The 21,301-nt window shown below is 62.4% G+C and carries 20 protein-coding genes and 1 tRNA gene; 13 read left to right on the top strand and 8 right to left on the bottom strand.

What is annotated here, in order from left to right:
• Positions 1 to 7 precede the first annotated feature (7 nt).
• The 4 genes from NCS00_RS17420 (at position 8) to NCS00_RS17405 (ending at position 3,905) form a co-directional block, all read left to right on the top strand.
• Positions 8 to 1,513 carry an aldehyde dehydrogenase family protein gene (locus NCS00_RS17420; RefSeq protein ID WP_250440609.1) on the top strand — a complete coding sequence of 502 codons (1,506 nt, stop codon included), beginning with the start codon at positions 8 to 10 and terminating at the stop codon, positions 1,511 to 1,513.
• Between the two features lie 10 nt (positions 1,514 to 1,523).
• Positions 1,524 to 2,738: a porin gene (locus NCS00_RS17415; RefSeq protein ID WP_250435824.1), complete on the top strand. Its 1,215-nt coding sequence runs from the start codon at positions 1,524 to 1,526 to the stop codon at positions 2,736 to 2,738.
• 107 nt (positions 2,739 to 2,845) lie between these two features.
• A complete protein-coding gene (locus NCS00_RS17410) occupies positions 2,846 to 3,586 on the top strand; it encodes a DUF429 domain-containing protein (protein WP_250440608.1) in 741 nt (246 codons plus the stop codon).
• A 100-nt stretch (positions 3,587 to 3,686) separates the two neighbouring features.
• Complete coding sequence (locus NCS00_RS17405) at positions 3,687 to 3,905, top strand: hypothetical protein (protein WP_033536141.1); 219 nt, start codon at positions 3,687 to 3,689, stop codon at positions 3,903 to 3,905.
• 60 nt (positions 3,906 to 3,965) lie between these two features.
• Here NCS00_RS17405 and NCS00_RS17400 read toward each other — a convergent pair.
• Positions 3,966 to 4,042: transfer RNA gene (locus NCS00_RS17400), tRNA-Val, on the bottom strand.
• Between the two features lie 236 nt (positions 4,043 to 4,278).
• On the bottom strand, positions 4,279 to 5,592 hold the full coding sequence (locus NCS00_RS17395; RefSeq protein ID WP_250435765.1) for an L-fuconate dehydratase: 1,314 nt from the start codon (positions 5,590 to 5,592) through the stop codon (positions 4,279 to 4,281).
• A 159-nt stretch (positions 5,593 to 5,751) separates the two neighbouring features.
• Here NCS00_RS17395 and NCS00_RS17390 point away from each other — a divergent pair, with 159 nt between their 5' ends.
• From NCS00_RS17390 to NCS00_RS17375, 4 genes are all read left to right on the top strand, one after another.
• Positions 5,752 to 6,480: a GntR family transcriptional regulator gene (locus tag NCS00_RS17390; protein WP_175979340.1), complete on the top strand. Its 729-nt coding sequence runs from the start codon at positions 5,752 to 5,754 to the stop codon at positions 6,478 to 6,480.
• A gap of 54 nt (positions 6,481 to 6,534) precedes the next feature.
• Positions 6,535 to 8,046, top strand: coding sequence for a sugar ABC transporter ATP-binding protein (locus NCS00_RS17385; RefSeq protein WP_008353351.1), 1,512 nt, complete (start codon positions 6,535 to 6,537; stop codon positions 8,044 to 8,046).
• 30 nt (positions 8,047 to 8,076) lie between these two features.
• Positions 8,077 to 9,108 (top strand): ABC transporter permease, encoded by a 1,032-nt coding sequence (locus tag NCS00_RS17380; protein WP_008353353.1) that lies wholly within the window; start codon positions 8,077 to 8,079, stop codon positions 9,106 to 9,108.
• Positions 9,109 to 9,173: 65 nt separating this feature from the next.
• On the top strand, positions 9,174 to 10,115 hold the full coding sequence (locus tag NCS00_RS17375; protein ID WP_008353355.1) for an ABC transporter substrate-binding protein: 942 nt from the start codon (positions 9,174 to 9,176) through the stop codon (positions 10,113 to 10,115).
• Positions 10,116 to 10,159: 44 nt separating this feature from the next.
• On the opposite strand, the gene NCS00_RS17370 is transcribed toward NCS00_RS17375, so the two are convergent.
• Positions 10,160 to 11,998, bottom strand: a complete 1,839-nt coding sequence (locus tag NCS00_RS17370; protein WP_250440607.1) for a glycoside hydrolase family 15 protein — start codon at positions 11,996 to 11,998, stop codon at positions 10,160 to 10,162.
• A gap of 110 nt (positions 11,999 to 12,108) precedes the next feature.
• Positions 12,109 to 12,333, bottom strand: a complete 225-nt coding sequence (locus NCS00_RS17365; protein WP_250440606.1) for a hypothetical protein — start codon at positions 12,331 to 12,333, stop codon at positions 12,109 to 12,111.
• A gap of 135 nt (positions 12,334 to 12,468) precedes the next feature.
• Between NCS00_RS17365 and NCS00_RS17360 the strand changes: the two genes are divergently transcribed.
• Positions 12,469 to 14,067: a Na+/H+ antiporter gene (locus tag NCS00_RS17360; protein WP_250440605.1), complete on the top strand. Its 1,599-nt coding sequence runs from the start codon at positions 12,469 to 12,471 to the stop codon at positions 14,065 to 14,067.
• On the opposite strand, the gene NCS00_RS17355 is transcribed toward NCS00_RS17360, so the two are convergent.
• The gene (locus NCS00_RS17355) at positions 14,052 to 15,458 is read right to left on the bottom strand and encodes a S8/S53 family peptidase (RefSeq protein WP_250440604.1); all 1,407 of its coding nucleotides are present in this window, start codon (positions 15,456 to 15,458) and stop codon (positions 14,052 to 14,054) included. The two genes, NCS00_RS17360 and NCS00_RS17355, sit on opposite strands and share 16 nt — an antisense overlap.
• A 122-nt stretch (positions 15,459 to 15,580) precedes the next feature.
• On the bottom strand, positions 15,581 to 16,366 hold the full coding sequence (locus NCS00_RS17350; protein WP_008353360.1) for a TerC family protein: 786 nt from the start codon (positions 16,364 to 16,366) through the stop codon (positions 15,581 to 15,583).
• Between the two features lie 123 nt (positions 16,367 to 16,489).
• Between NCS00_RS17350 and NCS00_RS17345 the strand changes: the two genes are divergently transcribed.
• Positions 16,490 to 17,371, top strand: a complete 882-nt coding sequence (locus NCS00_RS17345; protein ID WP_008353361.1) for a LysR family transcriptional regulator — start codon at positions 16,490 to 16,492, stop codon at positions 17,369 to 17,371.
• Positions 17,372 to 17,465: 94 nt separating this feature from the next.
• On the top strand, positions 17,466 to 17,876 hold the full coding sequence (locus NCS00_RS17340; RefSeq protein WP_008353363.1) for an HPF/RaiA family ribosome-associated protein: 411 nt from the start codon (positions 17,466 to 17,468) through the stop codon (positions 17,874 to 17,876).
• Between the two features lie 7 nt (positions 17,877 to 17,883).
• Here the strand turns inward: NCS00_RS17340 and NCS00_RS17335 are convergent, their stop codons facing one another.
• A complete protein-coding gene (locus NCS00_RS17335) occupies positions 17,884 to 19,269 on the bottom strand; it encodes a glycosyltransferase family protein (RefSeq protein WP_008353366.1) in 1,386 nt (461 codons plus the stop codon).
• A gap of 252 nt (positions 19,270 to 19,521) precedes the next feature.
• Between NCS00_RS17335 and NCS00_RS17330 the strand changes: the two genes are divergently transcribed.
• The gene (locus NCS00_RS17330; protein WP_250440603.1) at positions 19,522 to 19,803 is read left to right on the top strand and encodes a hypothetical protein; all 282 of its coding nucleotides are present in this window, start codon (positions 19,522 to 19,524) and stop codon (positions 19,801 to 19,803) included.
• A gap of 9 nt (positions 19,804 to 19,812) precedes the next feature.
• Here NCS00_RS17330 and NCS00_RS17325 read toward each other — a convergent pair whose 3' ends face one another.
• Positions 19,813 to 20,052 carry a hypothetical protein gene (locus NCS00_RS17325; protein WP_008353367.1) on the bottom strand — a complete coding sequence of 80 codons (240 nt, stop codon included), beginning with the start codon at positions 20,050 to 20,052 and terminating at the stop codon, positions 19,813 to 19,815.
• Positions 20,053 to 20,296: 244 nt separating this feature from the next.
• Between NCS00_RS17325 and NCS00_RS17320 the strand changes: the two genes are divergently transcribed.
• Entirely contained in the window at positions 20,297 to 21,301 is a 1,005-nt protein-coding gene (locus NCS00_RS17320; protein WP_008353368.1) for a hypothetical protein, read from the top strand.

Below are 21,301 nucleotides of genomic sequence, written 5' to 3'. Positions count from 1 at the left end.
CAACCCGATGAATAACAGCCAGCATCCCGCGATGCTCGATTCCACGCGCGCATTCCTCGCATCGGCGAAAAAAATGCTCATCGATGGCGCATGGGTCGATAGCGCGAGCGGCGCGACACTAGATGTGATCGATCCCGCCGATGGAGAACTGCTCGCACGCGTGCCGAGCGCCGACGAAATCGATGTCGATCGCGCCGTGCAAGCCGCACGCCGCGCATTCGACGACTCCGCATGGTCGCGCATGAAGCCGACGGATCGCGAGCGTCTCTTGCTGCGCGTTGCCGATCTTATCGAAGCGAACGCGCGCGAGCTCGCGGAAATCGAATCGCTCGACAATGGCAAACCGGTCACGGTCGCCCGCGGGCTCGATGTGTCGATGGCCGCGCAATGTTTCCGCTATATGGCCGGCTGGGCGACCAAGATCGAAGGCAGCACGCTGGAAGCATCGATTCCATATAGCCCGTCGAACGATTTCTTCGGCTATACGCGCAAGGAAGCGGTCGGCGTCGTCGGCGCAATCATTCCGTGGAATTTTCCGCTGCTGATGGCATCGTGGAAACTCGCGCCCGCGCTCGCGACTGGCTGCACCGTCGTGCTGAAGCCTGCGGAAGACACGCCGCTTTCCGCATTGCGGCTCGCGAAGCTGATCGAAGAGGCGGGCATCGAGAAGGGTGTCGTGAATGTCGTCACCGGCCTCGGCCGCACGGCGGGCGCGGCGCTCGCGCGTCATCCGGGCATCGACAAGATCGCGTTCACGGGTTCCACGCCGACGGGTAAAGCTATCGGTCACGCGGCGCTCGATAACATGACGCGCATGTCGCTCGAACTCGGCGGCAAATCGCCGGTTATCGTGCTGCCGGATATCGATATCGATAAAGCGGCAGAAGGCGTCGCCAATGCGATCTTCTTCAACTCGGGACAAGTCTGCACTGCGGGCTCGCGCGTCTATGTGCACGAGAAAGTATTCGATCGCGTGATGGAGCGTGTCGCGGCGATCGCGCAATCCTTGCCGATGGGACCGGGCCTCGATGAATCGACGCAGATCGGCCCGCTGGTTTCCGCACGGCAAATGGATCGTGTGCTGAGCTATATCGAAGCGGGCCGCGATGAAGGCGCGCGTGCTATCGCGGGCGGTGCGCCCAAGGACGGCGCCGGTTTCTTCGTGAAGCCGACAGTGCTCGTCGATACCGATCATTCGATGAGGGTCGTGCGCGAAGAGATCTTCGGACCGGTGCTCGTCGCGATGCCGTTCAACGATATCGACAGCGTGGTCGCCAAGGCAAACGACACGCCTTATGGACTCGGCGCGAGCATCTGGTCGAACGATCTCTCGGCAATTCACAAGCTCGTGCCGCGCATCAAGGCGGGCACGGTATGGGTCAATTGCCACTCGCTGCTGGATAACGCGATGCCGTTCGGCGGATTCAAGCAGTCGGGTTTCGGGCGCGAGCTCGGACGCGCCGTGATCGACATGTACACAGAGACCAAGTCGGTGCTGATCAACTACGCGTGAGGACGCTTGCATGACAACTAAAACGATCGCGCGGCAACTTGTCTCGACAGCGGCGCTCGCCGTGTGCGCGAGCGCATCGGCGCAAAGCAATGTGACGCTGTATGGAACGGTGGATGCAGGGCTGACTTATACGACCAATCAGCAAGTCACCAATGCGGACGGGAGCGTCGGTTCGGGGCATAACTTCGCGTTCTCCGGCGGCAATCTCGTGCCTTCACGCTTCGGCTTGCTCGGTGTGGAAGATCTCGGCGGCGGCTTGCAAGCGAAATTCAACGTGGAGAACAGTTTCTATACGGGAACGGGAAGCCTGGTGCAGGGCGGGGCGCTATTCAACCGTCAGGCTTGGGTGGGCCTCGCGCACGAACAGTTCGGCACGTTGTCCCTCGGACGTCAATACGACTCGTATAGCGATTTCCTCGGGCCTTACGTATCGAGCAATTCGTGGGCGACGCTTTATGGTTCGCATATCGGCGACGTCGATAACCTTAACGAAGCGTTCAACTTCAACAACGCGATCAAATACACGAGCCCGGACTGGAACGGCTTTTCGGTGGGCGGCACTTATAGCCTCGGCGGCATTGCAGGCGACTTCGGGCAACGGCGCGGATATTCGTTCGCCGCGGCTTATACGCGTTTGCCCATCTCGATCAGCGCAGGTTATCTGAACCTGCACAATCCGCTCGATGCGGCTTTGGGCGGAGCAAACGGCTACATCGGCGATTTCGCGTGTTCGAATCCGTCGGCACTCTATTGTCAATTGCAGAACGCGGAAGCGTTGAAGGCGTATGGCGCGGGCGCATCTTATGCAATCGGGCCGGCGACTATCGCGCTGACTTATACGCATAGTCGTCTCGAGCATAGCCAGTACTTTGCCGATAGCGCTAATCCGCAGGGCCGCGACATCGCGTTCGATATCGGCGAAGTGAATCTGACTTATGCCGCGACGCCGTTCCTGCAACTCGGGCTTGCCTACATCTATAACAATGCGAAGCCGGACGGGGGTTCATCGACGCGTTTTCATCAAGTGAACGTCGGCGCGAACTATGCGCTGTCCAAGCGTACTGCGCTGTATGGCGTCGCGATCATGCAGAAGGCGGTCGGCGCGGGACTAGGCATCGATCCGGCGACGGGTGGACCGGCGAATTACGCGCAGATTCCCAATCTGCCGAATTCGAACAGCGATCGCCAGTTGTCCGTGACGCTCGGCATACGGCATAACTTTTAAGTATTTCCAGGGGCGTGCTTTGACCCGGCCGGAACGATTTCCCGCCGGGCTTTTTTCCCGCGTTCAAGAGATACGCATGATTTCATGATCGTTGATACGATCGCAGCATGAACATTAAGCGCGATGTACATGCCGATCTATACGGAGTCGATGGCTGCAAGGCGGGCTGGTTCGTCGCGAAGCAATGCGGTCGCACCGGAACGATCGCGACGAAAGTTATCGGCCGCTTCGAAGATCTGCTCGAATGGAAGCGCGCGAATGCTATCGTTGCTGTGGATATGCCGATCGGTCTTTCATCGAATGGCGTTCGGACGTGTGACACGCTCGCTCGAAAAATACTCGGACGTCCGCGCGCAAGCTCTGTCTTTACGCCGCCGATTCGCGCGGCTTTAGTCTCGTCGAGCTATGAAGAAGCGTGTGCGGTCAATCAGGCCGTCACCGGAAAACGAATCTCCATTCAGGCATTTCACCTTCGCAACAAGATTGCAGAAGTCGATGACATGCTGCGCACGCTCGCCGATGATGATGTGCGCGTCTTCGAAGTGCATCCCGAGTTGAGCTTCATGCATCTGCGAATGGAGCAGGGCGGTCCGGCGCACGGCCTGCGCGAAAGCAAGGCGATTGCATCGGGATTCGCATTGCGTCGCGCGTTGCTCGTGCGATGCTTCGGCGGCTCGATCGATACGGCGCTCGCGGCGCGCAAGCCCGCGCAAGCGTCGCTGGACGACGTGCTTGACGCATTCGCGGCGTTATGGACCGCGCGCCGAATCGTTTCGGGAACGACATTCCGTCTGCCCGACGACATCGAGTTCGATTCGGAAAGTCTTCCCATGGCCCTTCATTGCTGATGTTGGCGGACGGTTTCGTCAAAAGAATTCGAATACGACGGCGAGCACGGCGGTATAAAATTGAGACGTACTCGTATCGCGCTCGAATGCGCCCGCTGCCATGGAAACTCCGTCGGGCAAAGAAGCCTCCCGCAAGCGGATGACGCCACGCACGCTCAACGTGCTGACGGCGCTCATCGGACTTGCCACGCTCGCATTGGGCGTCGCCTGGTTGATCTATACGTGGATCGTCCATCTCGAAGTGCCGTACTTCGCGATTCCGCTCGTGCTGACGGTGCCGGTGATCGTCGCGGTGGCATTCCGCAACTGCTGGGACTGACGCGCCTGAAATGAAAACGCACCGTGGCGATACGATCGCGACGGTGCGTCTGAATGTCGTTGGTAGGCTCGATTGGACTCGAACCAACGACCCCCACCATGTCAAGGTGGTGCTCTAACCAGCTGAGCTACGAGCCTACGGAAGCCGCGAATTATAGGGGAAAGTTTCGCGTTGTGGGGATTCTCAGGCGAAAATTTTTGATCGAGGATTTTTCGGACGTGAAGACCGCTCGACCGCAACTTCGTCAGTTTACATAACACAAATTATCGGAGTTCTGTTTGTAGGTCCCAAGTGGGAAACACCGCAGCCATACCGCGCGTCAGCCGCCACGAGCCGCCGGTATCACCCCGCACGGCCCGTAGCCAAACGATCATCAACTCCTTTTCAAACCCTGCCACGCTTCACCGTCCGGAAAGCGATGCCTGTCGAGCGACGCCGCTTTCATCTCGATGCTGTAGCCCGGTTTCTGCGGCGGCATGTATCGCCCATTGCGAATCACGACCGGATCGACAAAATGCTCGTGCAGATGATCGACATATTCGAGCACGCGATTCTCCAGCGACGCCGACACGCAAACATAGTCGAAGATCGAAATGTGCTGCACGTACTCACACAGCCCGACGCCGCCCGCATGCGGACACACCGGCACGCCGAACTTCGCCGCCATCAGCAGCACGACGATCACCTCGTTCAGCCCGCCAAGACGGCAACTGTCGATCTGACAGAAGTCGATCGCCTCGGCCTGCAATAGCTGCTTGAACATCACGCGGTTCTGGCAGTGCTCGCCCGTCGCCACGCCGATCAGCGGACTCAGGCGCTGGCGGATGGCCGCGTGCCCGAGCACATCGTCGGGACTCGTCGGCTCTTCGATCCACCATGGATTGAACTCCGCGAGACGTCGCATGTTGGTCACGGCTTCGTCGACGTCCCATACCTGATTGGCGTCCATCATCAGCTTCGATTTTTCGCCGATCTCTTCACGCAAGATGCGCGCGCGCCGCACGTCTTCCTCGATGTTTCCGCCGACCTTCTGCTTGAAATGCGTCCATCCTTGCGCGACGCCTTCACGCGCGAGCCGGCGGATCTTGTCGTCGTCGTAGCCAAGCCAGCCCGCCGACGTCGTATAGCCCGGATAACCTTGTTCGAGCATTTCCTTCACACGTTCGCCGCGCGTCTTTTCATGACGCTTCAGAATCGCGATAGCCTCATACGGCGTGATGGCGTCGGTCACGTAACGGAAGTCGAGGCAACGCACGAGCTCTTCCGGCGTCATGTCGACGAGCAGCTTCCACACCGGCTTGCCCTCCGACTTCGCCCACAGGTCCCATGCCGCGTTGACGACCGCGGCCGTCGCGAGATGGATCGCGCCCTTGTCCGGGCCGATCCACCGCAACTGGCTATCCGACGTGAATTCACGCCAGAACGCACCCATGTTCGCGGTGATGTCCGCGAGCTTCTTCCCTACGATTTGCGGCGCCAGCGCATTCACGGCTGCCACGCAGATCTCGTTGCCACGGCCGATCGTGAACGTCAGGCCGTGGCCCGTGTGCCCTTCCGGTGAATCGGTTTCGAGCGTGACGTAGGTAGCGGAATAGTCCGGCGCCGCGTTCATCGCATCCGAGCCATCGAGCGAACGCGATGTGGGAAAGCGAATGTCCCTCACGGACAGCCTGGTGATCGTTGTCATATGAACGCCCTCCGAAAGCGTCGTCGACCAAGTCGAGTCTGCGATTTAACCGATGAAAAAGTCGCTACGTCCCAATCTTCGAACTAGGCATATGCACGCGTTGACAACGCCGTCGATGCTTTCTAGCATGCTAGCATCCATCTCGAAAATCAAGCGCCGGTGAACACGTCTCTCGATACAGCGACGACCGTCAGCACTCCCTATGATGCACTGCACAAGATCGGCAGCGGCGAACGCGGCAGCCTGACCGATGCAGTCGAGGCAGCGTTGCGGGAAGCTATCGTCACGCTGGCGCTGGAGCCTGGGATGATGATCGACAAACTGGCCGTCTGCGAGCGCATGGGCGTCTCGCGATTTCCGGTTTCCGCCGCGCTGGCCCGGCTCGAGCACGCAGGTCTTGTCGAAGTGTTGCCGCAGCGCGGCACGCGCGTGAAGCCCATCGCGCTCGAAGACATTCATCAGCATCTGTTCATTCGCAGCGCGCTCGAAGTCGAGACGGTGCGCGGCGTCGCCCGCATTCGCGAGGCCGCGACGCTCGACGCGCTCGCGCTCAATCTCGAACAGCAACGGATGATGCTGAAGACCGATCAGCGTCTCGCCTTCCATACGCTCGATCTCGCCTTCCACGAAATCCTGCTCGACGCGATCAACCTGCCGCGCGTGAAGGAGATCGTCGCCGTGTCGCGCAGCGCGCTCGATCGCGCGAGACAGCTTCTCGCGAGTCCGGAGCGCCTCGTCCATACGCTCGATGAACACGAACGCATCTTCGACGCCATTCGCAGCGGCGACGCCGACACTGCCGCGAAGGCGATGCACGATCATCTCGATCAGGTCGTCGCGGAATTGCGCCGTTCGGCGCAGGAACGGCCCGACCAGTTCGCGCCATAGCCGTTCGACGCACGTATGACAGGTCCAACGAAACCGAGCATTCATGCCACATCCATGACACCCCTCATCTCCGTCAATCAGTTGAGCAAGCGCTTTCCGGGCGTGCGCGCGCTGCATGAAGTGCGCTTCGACGTCATGCCGGGCGAGGTCCATGCGTTGATGGGCGAAAACGGCGCGGGCAAGTCCACGCTCATGAAGATTCTCGCGGGCGTGTACACGCGCGATTCCGGCGACATGTTCGTCGACGGCAAGCCGGTCGACTTCACGAGTCCACGCGAGGCGCAGGCATCGGGCATCGGCATCATTCATCAGGAACTGCAACTGATGAATCATCTGACGATCGCGCAGAACATCTTCATCGGCCGCGAGCCTCGCAAGCTCATGGGCTTGTTGCTCGACGAAGACAAGCTCAACGACGACGCCCGCGCGATTCTCGCACGCATGCATGTGAATCTCGATCCGCGCACTGTCGTCGGCACGCTCACGGTCGCGAGCCAGCAGATGGTCGAGATCGCCAAGGCGCTGTCCTTCGAATCGCGCGTGCTCATCATGGACGAGCCGACTTCCGCGCTCAACGATGCGGAAATCGCCGAGCTGTTTCGCATCATCCGGCAGTTGAAGGAGCGCGGTGTCGGCATCGTCTATATCTCGCACAAGATGGACGAGTTGAAGCAGATTTCCGACCGCGTGACCGTGATGCGCGACGGCGAATATGTCGCGACCGTGAACACGCATGAGACGAGCGTCGAGACGATCATCGGCATGATGGTCGGCAGAACGCTCACCGACCTCACGTCGTTTCTCGGCGGCGCGCATCAGGGCGAAGTGGCGCTCGAGGTGCGTCATCTGAACGCCGGGCCGCTGGTACGGGACGTCAGTTTCAAGTTGCATCGCGGTGAAATCCTCGGCTTCGCCGGCCTGATGGGCGCGGGTCGCACCGAAGTCGCGCGCGCGGTGTTCGGCGCGGACCCGGTGGAATCAGGAGAGATTTTCGTCAAAGGCGCGAAGGCCGCGATCAGAAAGCCGAGCGATGCGGTGAGGCGCGGCATCGGCTACCTGTCGGAAGACCGCAAGCGCTTCGGTCTCGCAACGGGCATGGACGTCGAATCGAACATCGTGATGTCGAACCTCGGCAAGTTTCTCGCGGGCCGCATGTTCCTGCGCCGCGCGAAGATTCGCAAGACGGCCGCGCATTTCATCAAGCTGCTCGCGATCCGCACGCCCTCGCCTACTCAGCCCGCGCGCCTGCTTTCGGGCGGCAATCAGCAGAAGATCGTCATCGCAAAGTGGCTCGAGCGCGATTGCGACGTGCTGTTCTTCGATGAGCCGACGCGCGGCATCGATGTCGGCGCGAAGAGCGAGATCTACAAGCTGTTGCGCGCGCTGGCGCAGGAAGGAAAGGCCATCGTGATGATTTCGTCGGAGCTTCCGGAAGTGCTGCGCATGAGCGATCGCATCGTCGTGATGTGCGAGGGGCGCATCACCGGAGAGCTGTCATCGGGCGAAGCGACGCAAGAGCGCATCATGCAGCTCGCGACGCGGCGCGAATCTTTGCAAGCGGCATAAGCCGGACTTTCGAACACACGAGGTCAACTCATGACACAACCCACGGATACCGCGCCGCTCACCAACGAACGACGCATTGGCGGCCTGCGCGCGCGCGTGTTTTCGCCTACTGCATTGCAGAAGCTGCTGGCGTTCGCGAGCCTCATCCTGCTGCTGGCGTTCTTCAGCTTCGCGTCGCCCGCGTTCATGCAGATGGACAACATCCTCGGCATCCTGCAGGCGACGGCGGTCAACGGCGTGCTCGCGATCGCGGCCACGTTCGTCATCATCACGGGCGGCATCGACTTGTCCGTCGGCACGTTGATGACCTTCACCGCCGTGATATGCGGCGTGTTCCTCACCTACTGGCATTTGCCGATGTGGATCGGCGTGATCGCCGCGATTGTCACCGGCGCGATATGCGGAACCATCTCGGGCACGCTGACCGCGAAGATGAAGATCCCGCCCTTCATCGCGACGCTCGGCATGATGATGCTGCTGAAGGGCTTATCGCTCGTCGTCGCGTCCGACAAGCCGATCTACTTCACCGACACCGAAAACTTCTACATGATCTCGCAGGACTCGCTTATCGGTTATTTCCTGCCGAGCGTGCCGATTCCGAACGCGGTGCTGATCCTGTTCTTTCTCGCGATTGCGAGCGCCATCACGCTCAATCGCACCGCGCTCGGGCGCTATACGTTCGCGCTCGGCAGCAACGAGGAAGCGGTGCGTCTTTCGGGCGTGAACGTGGACCGATGGAAGATCGCCATCTACGGTCTGGGCGGCGCGATTTGCGGCATCGCCGGACTGCTTATCGCCTCGCGGCTGAATTCGGCGCAGCCCGCGCTCGGACAAGGCTACGAACTCGATGCGATCGCGGCGGTCGTCATCGGCGGCACGTCGCTATCGGGCGGCTCGGGAACGATACTCGGCACGATCATCGGCGCGTTCATCATGAGCGTGCTGACCAACGGCTTGCGCATCATGTCGGTCGCTCAGGAATGGCAGATCGTCGTGACCGGCCTCATCATCATTCTCGCGGTCTATGCGGACATTCTGCGGCGCAAGAAAGGCGGAGCGTGACAGGGAGCATCAAAGCTCGCACGGCGAGCACAAATCGATAACCTGACCTTTGGAGGAGATCCATCATGCTGAAAAGAAGAATCATCGGCGCACTGATCGGAGCGGGCGCGCTCGTCGGCGCAACGAGCGCCGCGTATGCGGACGAGCCGTATATTCCGCTGATATCGAAAGGCTTCCAGCATCAGTTCTGGCAAGCCGTGAAATCGGGCGCGGAACAGGCCGCGAAAGAGCAGAAAGCGCGCATCACGTTCGAAGGCCCCGAAACCGAAGCGATGGTCGACAAGCAAATCGACATGCTCTCCGCAGCGCTCGCGAAGAAGCCGCAGGCGATCGGCATCGCCGCGCTCGACAGCAAGGCCGCCGTTCCGCTGCTCAAGCGGGCGCAGAACCAGAAGATTCCGGTGATCGCATTCGACTCGGGCGTGGATAGCGACATTCCGCTCACCACCTGCGCCACCGACAATCTCGCCGCCGCCGCGCTCGCCGCCGACAAGATGGCGGAAGCCATCGGCAATGCGGGCGAAGTGGGCGTCATCGTTCACGATCAGACGAGCCGCACCGGCATCGACCGGCGCGACGGCTTCCTCAATCAGATGAAGTCCAAGCATCCGAACATCAAGATCGTATCGGTGCAGTATGGCGGCGGCGATCATCTGAAGTCGGCGGAGATCGCGAAGGCGATGATTCAGGCCAATCCGAACATCAAGGGCATCTTCGGCGCCAATGAAGGTTCGGCCGCGGGCGCGGCTATCGGCATCAAGGAATCGGGCAAGAAGCTCGTGCTGATTGGCTACGACTCGGGCAAGGAGCAGAAGGAAGACATCATGTCGGGCCTCATGGCGGGTGCGATCACGCAGAATCCGGTCGGCATCGGCAGGTGCGTCGTCGATTCGGCGATGAAGGCGCTCAAGGGCGAAAAGCTGCCGAAGAAGGTCGATACCGGCTTCTACTGGTACGACAAGTCCAACATGAACGATCCGAAGATCGCCGCCGTGCTGTACGACTGATCGGCAAAGGACGGGGTCGCGCCCGTCCTCTTCTCTTCATGCGATCACGTCCAGGGAACGTGCACGCGATCGAGATTCCTGTCGAGCTGATACGCCGCGCTGATGAGCGCGAGATGCGTCAGCGCCTGCGGAAAATTGCCGAGCGCCTCGCCGCTCGTCGCCACTTCCTCCGAGAAGAGCCCGAGATGATTCGTGTAGGCGAGCATCTTCTCGAACACGAGCCGGCCTTCGTCGACACGTCCGGCGCGCGCGAGCGCCTCCGCATACCAGAACGAGCAGGCCGAGAAGCCGCCCTCGGTGCCGGGCAAGCCATCGAGCGTCGAGCCGCGCGTATAGCGGAAGATCAGCGGATCGACGCGCAACTCGCGGCCGATTGCATCGAGCGTGCCGATCCAGCGCGGATCTTTCGGGCCGATGAAGCGCACGAGCGGCATCATCAATGCAGAGGCGTCGAGCGTGTCGGAGCCGGGCGTCTGCACGAAACTCTCGATGTCGTCGTTCCAGAACTGTTCGTGAATGTCGCGATGGATTTCATCGCGCGTTTCGAACCAGCGCGCAAGCGCCGCGGGCAACGAGCGCTTTTCTGCAAGCCGCAGCGCGCGATCCACCGTCACCCAGCACATCAGACGCGAATGCAGCAATGCGCGCGTGCCGTTGCGAAACTCCCAGATGCCGTTGTCCGGCTCGCGCCAGTGTTCGACGACGTAATCGACTGTGCGCGTCACGTGACGCCAGCCATCGTAGGAGATGGCCGCGCCGTACTTGTTGTAGAGATAGACGGAATCGAGCAGCGCGCCGTAGACATCGAGCTGAACCTGCTCGCGCGCTCCGTTGCCGATCACGATCCGTCCCGGCACTTCGCCGACGAGACTCTTCAGCTCGCTTTCTTCGGGCGCGTCGGCGCCATCGACGGAATACATCACACGCAACTGGCCGTGCGCGCTGCAATCGCGGCTGCGCTCGGCGATCCACTTCATGAAGCGTTCCGCCTCGCCGGTGTAGCCGAGGCGCAGCAGCGCGTAGACGGAGAACGCGGCGTCGCGTATCCACGTGAAGCGATAATCCCAGCGGCGCGAACCGTCCTGCGCCTCGGGCAAGCCGAAGGTCGGCGCGGCGACGATCGCGCCGAATTCTTCCGAACTCAACATCTTCAAGGTCAACGCCGAGCGCAGCACGACTTCGCGATAGCGCCCGCGATACGTCGAACGCGACGACCATTCCTTCCAGTAATCGATGGTCTCGGTGAGGATCGAGTCGTGATTCGCGTCGATGTCGGCGAGCCCTTCGGCCTCGCCGAGCACGAAGCAGGCGCAAGCGCCTTCTTCCAAATTCAGCGTCGCGCATGCGCTCTGGCCGTCGATCGTAAGCGGCACATTCGAGCGCAGCCGCAACGACGGCGCACCGTCGTCGCGCATGAATTCGACGCCCTTCTCCACCGCATGGGCCGTGTGCTTCGCGCGCGCGTAATCGAAGCGCGGATCGCAGCGCACGTCGAGCGTCATGCGTCCGAAGACGAGCCGCACGATGCGCAGCACGCAGTTCGGCAACGCATCGGCGCGCGTCCCGTTCGATGCGACCGGCATCAGATCGAGCAGCTCGCACACGCCGTCGCCGGTCATGAAACGCGTGAGGAGCACGTTCGTTTCGGGCAGATACATCTGCTTGACGTTCGCGTTGGGCGCGCGCGGCGTGATGGCGAAAGCGCCGCCGCGATCGCCATCGAGCAGGGCGGCGAAGACCGTGGGCGAGTCGATGCGCGGGAAACACATGAAGTCGATTGCGCCGCAAAGCGACACGAGCGCCGCCGTCTTCATGTTGCCGATCATGCCGCGCCCGTCGACGGGCAGCGCGGCCGGTGGAATCTGCTCAGGATGGTGTCCCATCGCGAAGTGCTCCCGACGAGCGTGGAATGACATCGTCGGAGATCGAGCAAGTCATATTCCTGTCGAACGCGACCGCTACGATGCGTGCGACAAACGCTAGACAGTGCGAATCAGCGCGCGGCGGTCCGGTCGCCCGGTGCGGTCTCCTGATGCTTCGGCGCGTCGCCGAAAGCGGCCGCGCTCGCGGCGCCGTCTTGCGCGGCGAGCACGGAAGGCGTCGGCACGGGGGCATCCGCATGACGCGAACGGCCGAAGCTCGCGATATAGACCACAGCCGCCACGGCGACGCCCACCAGAACGGCCGCCACAGCCACGCCCGACGACTTTCGTCTCATTACTCCTCCCTTTCGGATACGATGACCCCGGCTCGCGGCCCGGTCCCGCGTCGATGGTAGCAGCGCGAGGCGTGTCATCTGCGTGGGCCGCCGCGCACTGCCGCAAAAAAATCCCAAACAATCCGAGGACATTCCATGCACGCCGCTACGGCATTCAATCTGGTGCTCGTCTCCTTGATCGCCATCATCGCGCTCGAAGTGCTCGCCAAGCGCGTGCGCCTGCCACCCGCGGCCGCACTGCTCGTCGGCGGCGTCGCGATGGCGTTCGTGCCGGGCCTGCCGCAATTCGAGCTCGACCCGGAGCTCGTGCTCGTCGTGTTCCTGCCGCCGCTCCTGATGTACGGCGCGTACTTCTTCGTGTGGGACGACTTCAAGCGGAACCTGAGCGGCATTCTGCTGCTCGCGATCGGCGCGGTCGCGTTCACGACGCTCGTCGTCGGCGTCGCGGTACATCTCGTCGTGCCGCAACTTCCCTGGGCCGCGTGCTTCGCGCTCGGCGCGGTCGTCTCGCCGCCCGACGCGGTCGCCGCCAAGGCCGTGCTGGAGCGCGTCGCGCTGCCGCGTCGGCTGATGGTGCTGCTCGAAGGCGAAAGCCTGCTCAACGACGCCGCCAGCCTCGTGCTCTTCCGCTTCGCGCTCGTGGCCGCGATGAGCGGCGTGTTCAGCGCGCCACGCGCCGTCGCGAGCTTCGCGGGGCTGGCGATCGGCGGCATCGTCGTCGGGATCGTCGCGGGCTTCATCGCGGTGAAGCTCATGCGCGCGCTCGAGGACGATTACCTCGTCATCACCACGTCGATGCTGACGTCGTGGGTCAGCTATATCGCGGGCGAGGAGCTCGGCGTATCGAGCGTCATCGCGACGGTCACGTGCGGCATGGTCGTCGGCTGGCACCAGCACGAAGTGTTCACGGCGGCGCAGCGCATGCGCGGCACGGCGTTCTGGCAGGTTGTCGTGTTCGTGCTGGAAGCGCTCGTGTTCGTGCTGATCGGACTGTCGCTGCGCGGCATCGCGGTGCGGCTCGGCGGCGTCGGCGATGCATTCTCGCTCCTCGGACCCGCGACGGCGGCGGTGATCGCGGTCGTGATCCTTTCGCGCTTTATCTGGGTGTTCGGCGTCGAGGCGATGAAGTGGCTCGCGTGGACCGTCACCGGACGCAAGCGCGCGGACGCCGCAGGCGTTCCCGACTGGCGCGCGGCCACGGTCGTCAGTTGGGCCGGCATGCGCGGCGTGGTGACGCTTGCCGTCGCACTTTCGTTGCCCGAGACGATGCCCGGCCGCGATCTGATTGTCTTTGCCGGCTTCGCGGTGATTCTCGTCACCGTGCTCCTGCAGGGCGCGACAATCGGCCCGCTCATCGCGCTGTTGTCGCTCACGCGCGGTCACGAGCGCTCGTCACGCCATCTCAGCGAGCCTCAGGCGTGGGCGCGCATGGAGACCGCGCAACTGGCGGCGATCCAGCCACTGGTGCACGACGCCGATGGCAATGTGATCCATCCGCGACTGCTCGAGCAATACACGTATCGCGCGGGACTCACGAAGCGCTTCGAGGACATGGAGGAGTTCCCGACGGATGCCCGCCACGCGCACTACGACGTCGTGCTCGCCGCGATTGCCGCCGGGCGCACGGAGTTGCTGCGGATGCATCGCGCGGGGGAAATCCACGATGAGCTTCTGCATTCGCTGGAGCACGACCTCGATCTTCAGGAGATCATCGCGCTTCATGCGCGCGGTTGAGCAGGATCGCGCGCCCATGTTTCGTCGCGCTGCATCCACGCATAGGCCGTGACGGTCGCGCGCGCGTTGTTCCTCAGGCGGATGAGCCACTCGCCCGCGGTCGCGCGGCGCACGCCGCTGCGCGTGGCGGTCGGCGCGAGCGCGACGAGGATCATGTGCCCTTCGCCGCGCGCGCCGCGCCCGAGATGCACGACGGTGCACACGGGATCGCCGCCGCGCGTAAACGTGCCGACGTTGCCGAGCCCGATCCATGCACTCGCGACGTCGTCGGGCGGCACGATCTGCACGTCGACGCCAGGCGTTCCATCATCGGTCGACAACCAGATTTCCGCGAGACTCGGCGATTCGGAATGCGCGCGCACGCGCCAGCGCCACTCCGATTCCGCGCGCTCCGCGAGCGTCGATGCACCGCGACAGCGCGACAAGTCGACATTGCCGGACGGAAGCACGACCGAGCATGCGCCGCTGTCCATCAGTTCGTCGAGCGCGCATTCGATGAGCGAGCTGCCGTCCTGCTGCCACGCGACATTGCCGATATTCAGACTGACGAGCGCATGACACGCCGCACTGCCGATGTCCTGCGCGCGCTGCACGACATAGCGGACGGCGTCGAGTACTTCCGCATCGGGGCAAGGGCCGAACGCGTCGCGCATCGTGCGATAGCGTCGTTTGAGTTGTACGCCGATCATCGGCAAGGGCGCGTCGCAATCGGCTGTCGATTGCGTGCGCGACGGATCGTACATGCATGCGCCCGCCGCTTCCGCATGAAGGCGCGCGTCGCCCAGAAGCGCGTCCATCTGATGTTTGAGCAGCTCGCTTCCGTAACCGAGCCCGGCTGCGGAGTCGGCGGGATCGTTCTGATTCCAGAAGCATTGAAAGCGCGTGCGCGTTCCGTTTGCATCCTCGGAGAATCGCGGATGCGTGAACGCGATATCTTCATCGCACACGCCGACGATCGCATTGCCCAGCCCTTCGCGCATCGGTGCATGATCGGCAGGCACGCGTTCCGTACGCGCATCGACGTGCGTTGAAATCGCCAGCGCCTCCGTGAAGCGCTCGAACTTGCCCGCGAGATCGGTGTTCAGATGCGCGAAGAATTCGCGCGTCACGTGAGCCGTGCAGAAGCGCGTCGCTTCGAGCCCCGCGGGCGGATGGCGATAGAGCGCCGACATCCAGATCCAGCGTTGCCAGCCGTTACGCTCGATCGTCTGCGCGAACTGCTGCGCGGTCTCGCCGCCCTGCTTCATCTCGATGGCGATGGGAATTCGGCCGCGCGGCATGCCGCCGAGATCGCGATAGCGCGTCGCGTGCGCCCACACGATGTATGGATCGATCCGCGCGATGGGCTCGAACGCTTCGCTCACCGTGCTGATCTCCCAATGCGGGCTCATCTTCGCTCCTGTCGCCTGCATTCCGCCGACGATTGGTCGCCATGGCCGCGACGCGCGCGAATTTGTCGGTTGATTATTTCGGGACCCGAAAGAATTTAGACGTTCGCTAACGAATAACGTAGTCACTCGGACGACGAGAAGCAAGCGGAATTACGCGCGGGAACGCTCGCCTCGCGCTTGCCCTTCGCGCGCCTTGCAAGCAGGTTCAAACCTTCGACGAATCCCGCGAAGCCCATCGCCGCGTAGATGTAGCCCTTCGGCACGTGCGTGCCGAAACCCTCGGCGATCAGCGTCATCGCGATCACGAGCAGGAACGAGAGCGCGAGCGTCACGACCGTCGGATTGCGTTCGATGAAACGCGACAGCGGTTGCGCGGCGAACAGCATTGTCGCGACGGCGAAGATGACGGCGATAAACATGATCGGCAGATGCTCGGTCATGCCGACCGCCGTAATGATGCTGTCGACGGAAAACACGAGATCGAGCAGCAGGATCTGGCCGATCGCAGCCCACGCCGTCATGCCGCCGACGCTCGACGCGACGCCGGGCACGACATCGTGCTCGCGTCCGACGTGATGACGCATCTCCGTGGTCGCCTTCCAGACGAGGAACAGGCCGCCCGCGAGCAGGATGATGTCGCGCCACGAGAACGCATGATCGAACATGGAGAACACCGGCGTGGTCAGTTGCGCGATCCACGCGACCGTGCCGAGCAGCGCGAGCCGCATGACGAGCGCGAGCATGATGCCGATGCGCTGCGTGCGCGCGCGTTGCGCCACGGGCAGCTTGTTGCTGAGAATCGAAATGAAGACGAGATTGTCGATGCCGAGCACGACTTCCATCACGATCAGCGTGACGAGCGCGGCCCAGACGGCGGGATCGGCGGCGAGCGAAAGGAGATATTCCATGAGTAACAGGGTTTTTGATTGAACGTATCGCGCCATAATCGGCTGAACTCGTACTCGAAAAAATCAGCGATAATCGAAGCCCTACTTCGGTTTTTTCGATGTATCGAAAAGGACGCACGGCACATGCTCAACTATCGTCATCTGCATTATTTCTGGGTTGTCGTGAAGGAAGGCGGGTTCGCGCGCGCAGCGGAACGGCTCGACATGGCGGTTCAAACCATCAGCGCGCAAGTGCGTGAGCTGGAAAAATCGCTCGGGCATCAACTGCTCAAGCCGGAAGGCCGCGGCGTCACGATGACCGAAGCGGGACAGGTGGCCTTCGCGCGTGCGGAGGAAATCTTTCATATTGGGCAGTCGATTCAGGACGAAGTGCGCGAGGCGGCGAGCGGCGCGCTCGCGCGTCTCGCGGTCGGCCTGTCGGATGGCATTTCGAAGCTTGCTGCGCACGCGCTGCTCGCGCCAGTGCTCGGCAATCCGTCGCTGCGTCTTCTGTGTCACGAAGGCGAGACCGACGAACTGCTCGGCGAACTGGCGCTGCATCGGCTCGATCTCGTGCTCGCGAGCCACCCCGCGCCGCACAATCACAATCTGCGTCTCACGAGCGAGCGGCTGATCGCCTCGCCGGTCGACTGGTACGGGCCGGCTTCGATCGTGCGCAAGAGCGCGATCGATCGTTTCCCTGAAAGTCTCGCGTCGCTGCCCATTCTTTTGCCGACCGGCCATTCGTCGCTGCGGGCAAGGCTCGATCGATGGCTGGAGGCGCAAGGCATCGCGCCGCGCATCGTCGGCGAATTCGAGGACAGTGCGCTGATGGCCGTGTTCGGCGCGCGCGGCCTCGGGGTGTTTCCGCTCGCGGAATTCGGCGCGGGCGATGCGCCGCTGTTGCGCGGACTGCGCTGGCTCGGCCGCTCGCCGGACGTGAAAGAGGAAGTGCACGCGATCGTGTCGCGGCGCGGACGGCATCATCCGTTGACTCAGCAGGTGCTTGCGCGAGCCACGAGCTAACTTCGGTTTTTTCGAAGCTCACGTTCCGTTCAATCTGCTTTTTCGGATCGCGACCGGCCTTTACGCTGAACCCATGTTCAACGAGGAGGCGTCAATGAAAGTCCTGTTCAAGTCCCGCGACCCCGAAGCCATTGCGATGCACGAGCTTGCGAAAGCGCGCAGCGAATTCGTCTTTCGCCGTCTCGCGTGGCTGATCTCGAAGGCGACCGTCAGCTTGTCGGACATCAACGGGCCGCGCGGCGGCGTCGACAAGCGCTGTCAGGTGGAAGTGCAGTTGAATCGGGAAAACAAGGTCGTCGCGACGTCGATTGCGCGCGACTGGCGCGGAGCCATCGATCTGGCGCTGGGGCGCGCCGTGCGCTCGCTGGTGCGCCGGCGTCAGCACGTCAAGCCGACGCGCCGCGTGCGTGCGCGCAGCCTCGCCTGGCATTTCGCGGAGGAGCCGGCGCTGCAGGAAGCAGTCGATCCCCGCGTGCGCCTGATGAGAAAGATGGCCGGCGCGTAAGCCGCGATCACGCGGGTTTGCGGATCAGGAGCGGCGTGCGCGGCGCCGCATGTTCGATGGCTTCGAAGCCGCCTTCCGGCACCGAATCCATCGACATGAACAGCGCCCGCATCTCGGTGCTCAGGCCGTGAAAGTGACAGAGGAACGTGTTCCGGTCCGCGTAATACCAGGGCGTGTTCAGTTCGCGAAAGCTCACGAGTTCGGGCGAATCCATCTCGGGACACAGACCGTGCGCGATCAGTTGCTCCATGAACACATACTGGTCGCCCTGACTCGAAAACGTGTACTGGATGTCCTCGATCTCGCGCACCTTCGCGAGCACGGCGTCGAGCACGTTCGTATTCGCCTCGGTGTTGCGAAAGCCCATTACGCCCGAATTGAAACGCCAGCCGCAGATGTCCGCGGTCAGCACGCGTTCGCGCCCTTCGGTGAACTTCTCCAGTTTCACGCTCCGGTTCATCGCGATGATGTCCGCGTCCATCCAGAAAACCCATTCATGCTGCGGCAGGTACTTGCTGAGAAGAAAAGGCTTGGCCCAGTTGCCGCACGCATCGCGGCCGAAATCGGCCGGCACTTCGCGATGCACGTAAAGCGTATAACCGTGCTGCTCGCAGTACGCACGCAGACTCGCTTCGCCGAAGCGCGCATAGCTCGCGATGTTGGGCGTATAGAGCATCACGACCGCGATCGGACGTCCCGGCTGATACACCGAAAGCGGCTCGTTTGAATCGCTCGACATCGGCGCTGCATCGTCGAAAAAGCGAAGATCGCCTGACGCGTGACACGCGCTCACATGCCGCGCGAACACCGCGCGCCACAGCGGCCCGTACTTGCTGTAAAGGCGCGGCGTGTAGACGATCGACACCGCGACGACTTCGCGGCCACGAATATCCGGATGCTGGCTCGCCCACATCGACGCGATCGGCACCACGCCGTTCAGGTCGTCCCAGTCGGGCACGGTCGGCAGGGCTTCGAGCAGTTCCTCCTCCGTGACGAACTTGCCGTATTCGAAGTATTTGCGGCATTGCGCGGCGAAGCCACGAATCATGCGCCGGTTCTCTTCATTGTTTCGCAGCACGAACATCTCGGTGTTGATGCCGAAATGCCCTTTCGTGACCAGGACGTCGCGGTCCGCCATGATCGGCTCGAAGTCGTGAAAGCGGAGGAACAACGCGTTTTCCGTGGCGAAAATGACGAGTTCGCCCTCTTCGGCCTCCCGCAGTACGTCGTTCAGCAACTGGTATTTATAGAGCGTGCGCAATTCGAGCGAATCGACGCAGCCGGATATCGGCTCGAAACGATGCTTCGCGTTCGCGCGCCGGCAATATTCGATGTGATTGTCGAGCGATGATGTCGCGTTGCGATCGGAGAAACAGCTAACCAGAGTCACCATGGCGGTTCAACAGTCGGAAGACGGAAAGCGAGCAGATACGGACGACCCGCCCGGATGGAACATCCGAGCTTATCCGGCCCGTCTCGTGGATTTGTAAATTATTGCGTCAAATCAGCGGATTGCCCCTAGGAATAGGCCGATTCTCAGCATTTCTTGAGACGGGTCGACGGCGCGGTCAGCGATGCTATTGCGCGTGTTCTTGTTATTGCGCGTGTTCTTGTCAATCCGCAGTAGCTGCTCGCGGCGGCGTTCGTGTGCGCGACGTCGAGTCTCGCGTCGTTCGGACATCTCGCGGGGAAACCGGCGCTCGCGTGGCTGTCGCTGAGTGCGCTCTTTGTGACGGGCACCGGCACGGGCGGCGCGATGCTCGGCGCGCCCTGGTTGCCGCCGCGCATTTTCGAAGCGGTAGCCGGGCCGGTCGCGATCGCTGCGGTCAGCGTGTGCGCGCTCGCGGTGTATCGCGCGCGGCATCCGGCGACGCCGGACGGCGCCGCGGCGGCGACTTCGGGCGAGCCGCGCACGAGCGGCGCCTGAGCGACGGCATCAGCCCGACACCGCGACGCGCGGCGCGCGCATCGCGGATGCGCCGTCGAGTTCCGCCTTGCCGCATTCGAACGCGAAGTTCGCGGCGGCCTGCGCCGTCGCAAACGCGCGCATCGGCCCGATCGCGCGCCGCACGCCGCCCGGCCGCTCGATCAGAAGCGTCGCGACGAATTCTCCAGCCCGATGCTGGACGATGACCGAAAGCTCACAGCCTCGATATTCGATTGGGGTGGAGTCCATCGCTGACCTCGTTTGCCTGAATGCACTGGGAGAACTCAATCTACGCAAGGTCCGCGAAACGCGTAACCCCGCGTGTGAGTGGCTGCGAACGCATGCCGAGCGATTGTTCCGCGCAAACGTTTCCCCTTGCCGTCGGTGGAAATAGGAATTAGTCAGAATTTTGCGGGAGTTTTCCTAAGTCTGTATCCTGCATCGAAACAGACCGCACCAAAGTTGCCGGAACCTTCCGAATCCGACCTCGCCGATGACAAGAACCCAGAACGAACGACATTGCAGAACGGCCCTTCGCGCGATCGCTTTCGCGCTACTCGGCATTGCGAGCAGCGCGGCTCACTCGCAGGAATTTTCGTTTCTGGCTGGCGCACTCCAGAGCAGCAGCCAGAACACGTATTCGTGGGAAGCGAATTATCGTGAAGGGCTCGGGCCTTACGCCGCCTGGAGCTTTTCCTGGCTCAATGAGGGCCATATTCCCGATCATCACCGTGACGGGCAGGCGCTGCAGTTATGGGGACGCCTGCCGCTATGGAACGAGCGGCTGGAATTGTCGGCGGGCGCCGGGCCGTATCGCTATTTCGATACGAGCGAGGCGCAGTCGGGCGGCGAATACTCGAACACGCACGGCTGGGGCGCGATGTTCACGCTGCGCGCGGCGTATTACTTCGACAACCGCTGGATCGCGGAGATGAAGCTCAATCGCGTGCAGGCATTCGGCGGTCCCGACACGACCGCGCTGCTCTTCGGCATCGGCTATCAGCTCGACGCGCCCGAAGGACGCGGACCGCGCGCGCGCCCCGTGTCGCGCACGACCAACGTCACCAACAACGAAGTCACGGTGATGCTCGGCACGACGATCCTCAACAGTCCCGACTCGGAAACGAATCTGGCGGAGAGCATCGAATATCGGCGCGGATTGTGGCGTTACTTCGACTTCACCGCGTCGTATCTGCACGAAGGCGGCCACGTCCAGTCGCGCCGCGACGGCGTTGCCGCGCAACTCTGGGCGACGCGCGCGTTCTTGAATGACAAGCTGACGCTCGGCGTCGGCGCGGGGCCGTATCTGTCGATTACGCAGAACGACGATCTGGCGCAGAACCGCACCGGCGACGGACGCTTCTCCGGTCTCGTATCGGTGTCGGCGAGTTACCGCTTCTCGGATCGATGGCTCGCGCGCGTGACGTGGAATCGCATGGTCACGCGTTACGACCGCGATGCGGACATCATCGAAGCGGGTTTCGGCGTGCGTTTCTAG

Source organism: Caballeronia sp. AZ1_KS37 (assembly GCF_023631165.1).
In the GTDB taxonomy this organism is placed as follows: domain Bacteria; phylum Pseudomonadota; class Gammaproteobacteria; order Burkholderiales; family Burkholderiaceae; genus Caballeronia; species Caballeronia zhejiangensis.
This window is presented reverse-complemented; position numbering and strand designations above follow the sequence as displayed.

Coding starts and splice junctions, on each gene's coding strand:
- NCS00_RS17375 (WP_008353355.1), top strand. CDS start 9,174: ATGCTGAAAAGAAGAATCATCGGCGCACTGATCGGAGCGGGCGCGCTC.
- NCS00_RS17350 (WP_008353360.1), bottom strand. CDS start 16,366: ATGGAATATCTCCTTTCGCTCGCCGCCGATCCCGCCGTCTGGGCCGCG.
- NCS00_RS17405 (WP_033536141.1), top strand. CDS start 3,687: ATGGAAACTCCGTCGGGCAAAGAAGCCTCCCGCAAGCGGATGACGCCA.
- NCS00_RS17325 (WP_008353367.1), bottom strand. CDS start 20,052: ATGGACTCCACCCCAATCGAATATCGAGGCTGTGAGCTTTCGGTCATC.
- NCS00_RS17420 (WP_250440609.1), top strand. CDS start 8: ATGAATAACAGCCAGCATCCCGCGATGCTCGATTCCACGCGCGCATTC.
- NCS00_RS17410 (WP_250440608.1), top strand. CDS start 2,846: ATGAACATTAAGCGCGATGTACATGCCGATCTATACGGAGTCGATGGC.
- NCS00_RS17380 (WP_008353353.1), top strand. CDS start 8,077: ATGACACAACCCACGGATACCGCGCCGCTCACCAACGAACGACGCATT.
- NCS00_RS17365 (WP_250440606.1), bottom strand. CDS start 12,333: ATGAGACGAAAGTCGTCGGGCGTGGCTGTGGCGGCCGTTCTGGTGGGC.
- NCS00_RS17385 (WP_008353351.1), top strand. CDS start 6,535: ATGACACCCCTCATCTCCGTCAATCAGTTGAGCAAGCGCTTTCCGGGC.
- NCS00_RS17370 (WP_250440607.1), bottom strand. CDS start 11,998: ATGGGACACCATCCTGAGCAGATTCCACCGGCCGCGCTGCCCGTCGAC.
- NCS00_RS17345 (WP_008353361.1), top strand. CDS start 16,490: ATGCTCAACTATCGTCATCTGCATTATTTCTGGGTTGTCGTGAAGGAA.
- NCS00_RS17320 (WP_008353368.1), top strand. CDS start 20,297: ATGACAAGAACCCAGAACGAACGACATTGCAGAACGGCCCTTCGCGCG.
- NCS00_RS17360 (WP_250440605.1), top strand. CDS start 12,469: ATGCACGCCGCTACGGCATTCAATCTGGTGCTCGTCTCCTTGATCGCC.
- NCS00_RS17335 (WP_008353366.1), bottom strand. CDS start 19,269: ATGGTGACTCTGGTTAGCTGTTTCTCCGATCGCAACGCGACATCATCG.
- NCS00_RS17340 (WP_008353363.1), top strand. CDS start 17,466: ATGAAAGTCCTGTTCAAGTCCCGCGACCCCGAAGCCATTGCGATGCAC.
- NCS00_RS17415 (WP_250435824.1), top strand. CDS start 1,524: ATGACAACTAAAACGATCGCGCGGCAACTTGTCTCGACAGCGGCGCTC.
- NCS00_RS17395 (WP_250435765.1), bottom strand. CDS start 5,592: ATGACAACGATCACCAGGCTGTCCGTGAGGGACATTCGCTTTCCCACA.
- NCS00_RS17355 (WP_250440604.1), bottom strand. CDS start 15,458: ATGAGCCCGCATTGGGAGATCAGCACGGTGAGCGAAGCGTTCGAGCCC.